Source organism: Fusibacter tunisiensis, assembly GCF_016908355.1.
In the GTDB taxonomy this organism is placed as follows: Bacteria; Bacillota; Clostridia; order Peptostreptococcales; family Acidaminobacteraceae; genus Fusibacter_D; species Fusibacter_D tunisiensis.
In genome coordinates this window covers 22,502-28,661 of record NZ_JAFBDT010000026.1, presented here as the reverse complement: position 1 = coordinate 28,661, position 6,160 = coordinate 22,502, and the positions used below count along the sequence as shown (strand labels likewise).

Genomic DNA, 6,160 nt, shown 5'->3' with positions numbered 1-6,160 from the left:
CTCGAAACCCGTTATCACTTTTCTTTTGAAGTTTCCCTCAACTGAATTGCGTTTGGTTTTTTTCATTTAAGCTGTTCAATTTTCAAGGTTCTCTTGGCTGTTGTCGTCATTGGAATTTCAACGGTGACAGCTTTTAAATTATATCAAACCCTTTTGTTCATGTCAATACATTTTATTGAAATAAACAATTGAATTTCAATTAACTTGTGCCGCCAATGTCAGGCGACTTGATTATGATAACATCTCAAATAAACCGTGTCAATACGAATTGTAAAGAAAGTTTATTCAAAATTTTCAGACGATAATATGTGAAAAAATAATCCCCCGGCAATACCCACCGGCGGATTATTTCGGTTTCCTAAACTGCTTCAAAAATCTCTTTAGTTGTCACTTCATAATAGGCATATCGGTTAAAATAGTTTCGTCTTATGACTAAAATTTCGTATCCCTCTTTTTCAAAGATCATGCCACGTCCATAATGCTTGATAAATATCCACCCGCGTTTACTCATTAGATGAAGAAAATCTACTTCATTAACCACAAGCGTCATATAACCAAGTGACTTTAGAGAAACACCTTGTATTTTTTGAGGATTTGATTCCAATTTAAAAATACCAATTAAAACGTCAAGCCATTTTAAATCATAACTGACCTTCGATATCATTGCAATCGTTACAAGAATCAACACGACTTTAATACATTTCTTAGTTCTGGTCTGCATAGGACATCTCCCTTCTAACACTCTTTTTATTTATATGCCCGAATCATTCAGTTTATAAACAAACAATTACTTTAAATACCATTGATTCAAAGTCATTTTTTCAAATGCATCAAGGGACTCTCCTGATTTTGGCAAGTCTGTAATTATAAACTTATCTGGATCTTGAAGCGGATGAGATTCAGAGATGAAGAAAGCAGTTATAAAACTCTTCTTTTTCATTCTAAACACCTGAATCCCTTTCGTGTTTTTCGTGATTTTTTCTGGAACAAGCGCTGTATCAAATGTTATTGCACGCGCTTCGCCTCTTTCATCTTCACGAATCATCGTTAAATGTGTCTCTTCTAAAACAAAATACATCTTAATTAAAGGAGACACATCAGAGTAGGCTTTAACCAGTTTCTTGCGATTGGTTTTGGTTTTATAAGCTTCAAGTGGCACTCGGGCAACTTTACCATTTTCAAAACCAAAGTACATTGCCCCCTTAAAATCATTGGTCATGACACAATATAAAATTTCTTCTTCTGGTTCCATTTCTAAGATATTGGGCAAATAAACACCTAAGCTACTCACCTTATGGTCTTCAATTTCGTGCATTTTAAGTTTATAGACATTGTGCTTATTGGAAAAGAATAAAATTTCATCTAAATTAGAGCCTTCCAATTCTTGAAGAATTTCATCCTCTTCCTTGATTTTATGGTCACCACTGGATCTAAGAGAAACCAAAGAAACTTTTTTAAAATAATTGTGTGCTGTAAAGAATACTTTTAAATTATAATCTTCAACCTGTTCTTGAATCACCTCGTGCCTGATTATATTTTCAGGATTTACAAGGTGGGTCTTACGCGCTTTCGCATAATTTTTTATTATCCGTTGCAAGTCTTTAACAATTACCTTATTGATTTTTTTCTCACTTCCTATTAGTGCCTGCAATCTTTCCAATTCTTTTTCAAACGCTTCTTTTTCGTTAACCCTCGAAAGAATATATTCTTGATTAATGTTACGAAGTTTGATATCTGCTACGTATTCAGCTTGTATCTCATCAATATCAAACGCTTTCATTAAATTAGGAACAACTTCCTTGTCTTTTTTCGTTTCTCTAATAATACGAATTGCCATATCAATATCTAAAAGTACTTTCTGAAGGCCATAAAGCAAATGGAGTTTGTCTTTTATCTTAGCACAATCGTACTCTGCAGCTCTAACAATACAATCCCGTCTAAAGATAAGCCACTCTTTCAAAATTTCTTTAACACCCAAGACTTTCGGCCTGCCGTTTATCAGAAGATTCATATTACAAGAGAACGAATCTTCTAAGGTCGTAAAGCGAAATAACTTGGCAATTAGTTTCTCGGAATCCGCACCTCGCTTTAAATCTATCGCAATTTTAAGTCCCTTTAAATCTGTCTCATCCCTAACATCATTTACTTCTTTAATACGGCCTGACTTAATCATTTCAACAATTTTATCAATTATTTGTTCAACTGTGGTCGTATAAGGAATTTCAGTGATTTCAAGCATATTCTCATCTTTTAGGTACTGAATTTTACCCCTAATCTTAAAAGAACCTGTTCCTGAACTGTAAATTTTTCGCATCTCTGATTTTGAATAAACCAACTCTCCAGCCGTTGGAAAATCAGGTGCAGGCATGAAGTCGATCAAATCAATTTCCGGGTTATCGATATAGGCAATTGTCGCTTCACACAATTCTTTTAAATTAAAACTTGGAAAATTACTTGCCATTCCAACCGCAATGCCTTTATTGGGATTGGCAAGTATGTTGGGGAAAGTCGTTGGCAAAAGTGTGGGTTCTTTCATGGTCCCATCGTAGTTATCCACGAAATCCACTGTATTTTTGTCAATATCATAAAACAGCTCTTCCGCTATGGCATCGAGTTTTACTTCTGTATATCTTGCCGCAGCATGCTTCATATCTCTCGATGTGATTTTTCCAAAGTTACCCTTTGAGTCCACATAAGGAAGTAGTAAAGCTTCATTGCCCCTGGAAAGTCTAACCATGGTCGCGTAGATAGACAAGTCACCGTGTGGATTCAGCTTCATTGTTTGTCCAACTACATTGGCCGATTTCGTTTTAGGCCCCTTAATCAACTTCATCTTATACATTGTATATAGAATTTTTCGATGTGAAGGTTTAAATCCATCAATTTCAGGAATCGCTCTTGAAACAATTACACTCATTGCATAAGGCATAAAATTTTGTTCCAAGGTTTCTGTAATTCTCTGATCAATAAACGGATGTTCCTTCATAGTGGTTTTTTTCATACTGTGCTCCTTAATCAGCTAAGATCCAACATTTCTAGGTATAATTCCCCATTTTCTTCAATAAAGTCTTTTCTGCCATTTAAATCGTCACCTAGCAGAATCTCAAACATAGACTGCGTTTCAAAAACATCATCCGTTGTTACGCGTATCAATCGGCGTGTTGCTGGGCACATTGTTGTTTGCCACATCATATCTGGATCGTTTTCGCCCAAACCTTTGGACCTTTGAATGTTAACCTTCTTATTTGTCTTTTTTAAATACGCATTTTTCTCTTTTTCATTATATGCAAAAAACGTTTCTCCATCACTTGTTGTAATTTCAAATAAGGGAGATTCGGCAATAAAAACTTTACCCTCTTCAATTAAAGTGGGAATCAAACGGTAAATCATTGTTAAAACCATAGTCCTAATGTGGAATCCATCTACATCGGCGTCTGTACAAATGATGACTTTATCCCATCTGAGGTTGTCTAAGTTAAATGTATCTAACTCTTTGTTATGGCGGGTTTTAATCTCAACGCCACACCCCAAGACCTTGATTAAGTCAATAATAATATCCGATTGGAAAATTTTATCATAATCTGCCTTAAGACAGTTGAGAATTTTACCTCTAATAGGCATCAAAGCCTGGAACTCACTATCTCTTGCCAATTTACAGGACCCTAAAGCTGAATCGCCTTCTAGTATATAGACTTCTCTATTAGAAGGGTCTTTAATACGACAATCAACGAATTTTTTGACGCGATTGGTAACGTCCATCTTGGTGCCCAAAGTTTTTTTTAGATTTAGTCGGGTTGTTTCTGCCTTTTCTCTGGATCTTTTGTTAATCAAAACCTGATCCACGATTTTTTCAGCCTGCTCGATATTTTCAATAAAAATAATTTCCAGATTCCGTTTAATGACATCTGTCATAAAATCTTGAACAAACTTATTGGTTATGGCTTTTTTAGTTTGGTTTTCATAACTCGTAGTCGTCGAAAAACTATTTGTCACAAGGACCAAACTGTCCTGTACATCAACAAAAGTAATCTTTTTTTCGTTTTTTGTATATTTGTTCAATTTTTTTATTAACTTGTCCACCTCATAAACCAAAGCACTTTTAACAGCCTTATCAGGCGATCCTCCATGCTCCAAATAACTGGAATTGTGAAAATACTCAAGTTTATTAATGGTATTGCTGAAAGTCAAGGCGACTTGCGTTTTGACTTTATAAGGTTTCATGTCTTCACGATCTTTTCCGGCACCTTGTTCTTCAAAATAAAAAACATCAGCAAAAGCCTGTCCATCTGTAATTTCACTGACATAGTCATAAATACCGTTCTCATAAAAATATTCATGTGCCAAATCAGATATTTCATCTTTTAGAATAAATCTAATTCCCGGATTAACAATAGACTGCTTCTTAATCACATCTTGGTAGTAGTCAATGGGAATTTGAACTTCTTTAAAAACGTCTAGATCAGGTCTCCAAGTAATTTTTGAACCCGTCTTTCTACGCGTAGAAGGCTTCTTTGAAAAACCGTCTGGGGTCATTTCACCTTTTTCAAAATGGAGCGTGTATTCAAATCCGTCCCGATATATTTCCACATCCATATATTCGGAACTGTACTGGGTTGCACATAAACCCAATCCATTAAGGCCAAGGCTATACTCATAAACGTCTGAGTCGTTATTATTGTATTTACCACCTGCGTACATTTCGGTAAAAACAAGTTCCCAATTATACCGCTCTTCTTTTGCATTATAATCCACGGGGATTCCACGCCCCTGATCTTCCACAGTCACAGACCAGTCTTGGTGTCGCGTTACAACAATCTCTTTACCATAGCCTTCTCGCGCTTCATCAATGGAGTTCGACAAAATCTCAAAAAACGAATGCTGACAACCTTCTAGTCCATCAGATCCAAAAATAACAGAAGGGCGTTTTCGGACACGATCCGCACCTTTAAGGGATTGTATACTCTCATTATCATAATTTTTCTTGTTCATCACACACCTCTTCTATCTTTGCTTTCGTTTCTTATCTTATCAAACATTATAGTTTATTGGCAAGAAAAAACCGGGAACAAACGTTTCCCGGTTCAAAATTTTATAAATCCCAGATGGTTTCAATTTCAATGGATAGATTTCTGCGCAAATCAATATATTCCTCACCCACACGTATCATCGGCCTAGCTGGGTCATCTTTATAAGTCATTATAATTTCACCAACTTGACCATTGCTGAGTTTCGCTTGATGTCCAATATAAAAGTAAGCCACATTGCTTAAGAATATTCTAGAAATTGAAAAATCCAATGTCTCATGACATTTATTGATGATAAAAGACATGGCATCAAAAGGGTGAACCCCTTTCTTGTAGACACGGTCTTGAGTCATCGCACAGTAGACATCAGCAATTGCAACTATCTTAGATAGATAATTAATTTCAAGTCCTTTAATGCCATGTGGATAGCCTGACCCATCTACACGTTCATGGTGCTGAAGAACTGCCATTTGAACATTATACGGAAGTCTTGGAATATCTTTAACCAATATATATCCCAATATGGAATGGGTTTTCATAACTTTAAATTCTTCATCCGTAAGTTCATCTGGTTTATTCAGAATTTCATCCGGAATGTTACATTTACCAATATCATGTAACAGCCCAGCCAACGTCGCTTCTTTTATAATGTGAAAATCCAAGCCCAACCATTTGGCCAAAAGTCCTGAAATCATTGAAACACGAACTGAATGGTCAAATGTATAATCGTCATAAGCATGAATTTGCCACATGCGGCGCGCAAAACTTTCGTCATTTAGAATCGACTGAAATAAAGGCTCTACAGTATCATCTAGCACTTCAAAAACAGGCACACGTCCAAGTTTATAACTTTTATATATATCTTTAAACTTAACAACGGTGTCTTTGTATTTTTCTTCAACCGCCAATTGTCCTGCAGCCTCCAATTGCGCAGGTGTACTCTCGTATTTTTCAACGTCATCTTTTACCACATCGAATATATAAACATAATCTACAAATTTACGAGTTAGAAAATCAATGTGCATGCCGTGAAGTCGTGTTTCTCCTGCAATTAGAAGAAGTCCATCTTCATCGTACACATCTTCTGCCAGAATCATACCCGGTTCGAGATTCGTAACTTCTAATTTAATCATTCA

General features: G+C 35.8%; 4 protein-coding genes. All 4 read right to left on the bottom strand.

From position 1 onward, the window contains the following. Positions 1–358: 358 nt before the first annotated feature. The 4 genes from JOC49_RS11205 to JOC49_RS11190 all read right to left on the bottom strand — a co-directional run bounded on the left by JOC49_RS11205 (position 359) and on the right by JOC49_RS11190 (position 6,157). The gene (locus tag JOC49_RS11205) at positions 359–721 is read right to left on the bottom strand and encodes a hypothetical protein (protein WP_204665127.1); all 363 of its coding nucleotides are present in this window, start codon (positions 719–721) and stop codon (positions 359–361) included. Positions 722–787: 66 nt separating this feature from the next. Next, a complete protein-coding gene (locus JOC49_RS11200) occupies positions 788–3,001 on the bottom strand; it encodes a DNA gyrase/topoisomerase IV subunit A (RefSeq protein WP_243423699.1) in 2,214 nt (737 codons plus the stop codon). A gap of 14 nt (positions 3,002–3,015) precedes the next feature. Beyond that, entirely contained in the window at positions 3,016–4,989 is a 1,974-nt protein-coding gene (locus tag JOC49_RS11195) for a DNA gyrase/topoisomerase IV subunit B (protein WP_204665126.1), read from the bottom strand. 100 nt (positions 4,990–5,089) lie between these two features. Continuing rightward, complete coding sequence (locus JOC49_RS11190; RefSeq protein ID WP_204665125.1) at positions 5,090–6,157, bottom strand: HD-GYP domain-containing protein; 1,068 nt, start codon at positions 6,155–6,157, stop codon at positions 5,090–5,092. Positions 6,158–6,160 lie beyond the last annotated feature (3 nt).

Bases quoted from the DNA above. Each gene is read 5' to 3' on its own strand.
- JOC49_RS11205 (WP_204665127.1), bottom strand. From the start codon at position 721: ATGCAGACCAGAACTAAGAAATGTATTAAAGTCGTGTTGATTCTTGTA.
- JOC49_RS11195 (WP_204665126.1), bottom strand. From the start codon at position 4,989: ATGAACAAGAAAAATTATGATAATGAGAGTATACAATCCCTTAAAGGT.
- JOC49_RS11200 (WP_243423699.1), bottom strand. From the start codon at position 3,001: ATGAAAAAAACCACTATGAAGGAACATCCGTTTATTGATCAGAGAATT.
- JOC49_RS11190 (WP_204665125.1), bottom strand. From the start codon at position 6,157: ATGATTAAATTAGAAGTTACGAATCTCGAACCGGGTATGATTCTGGCA.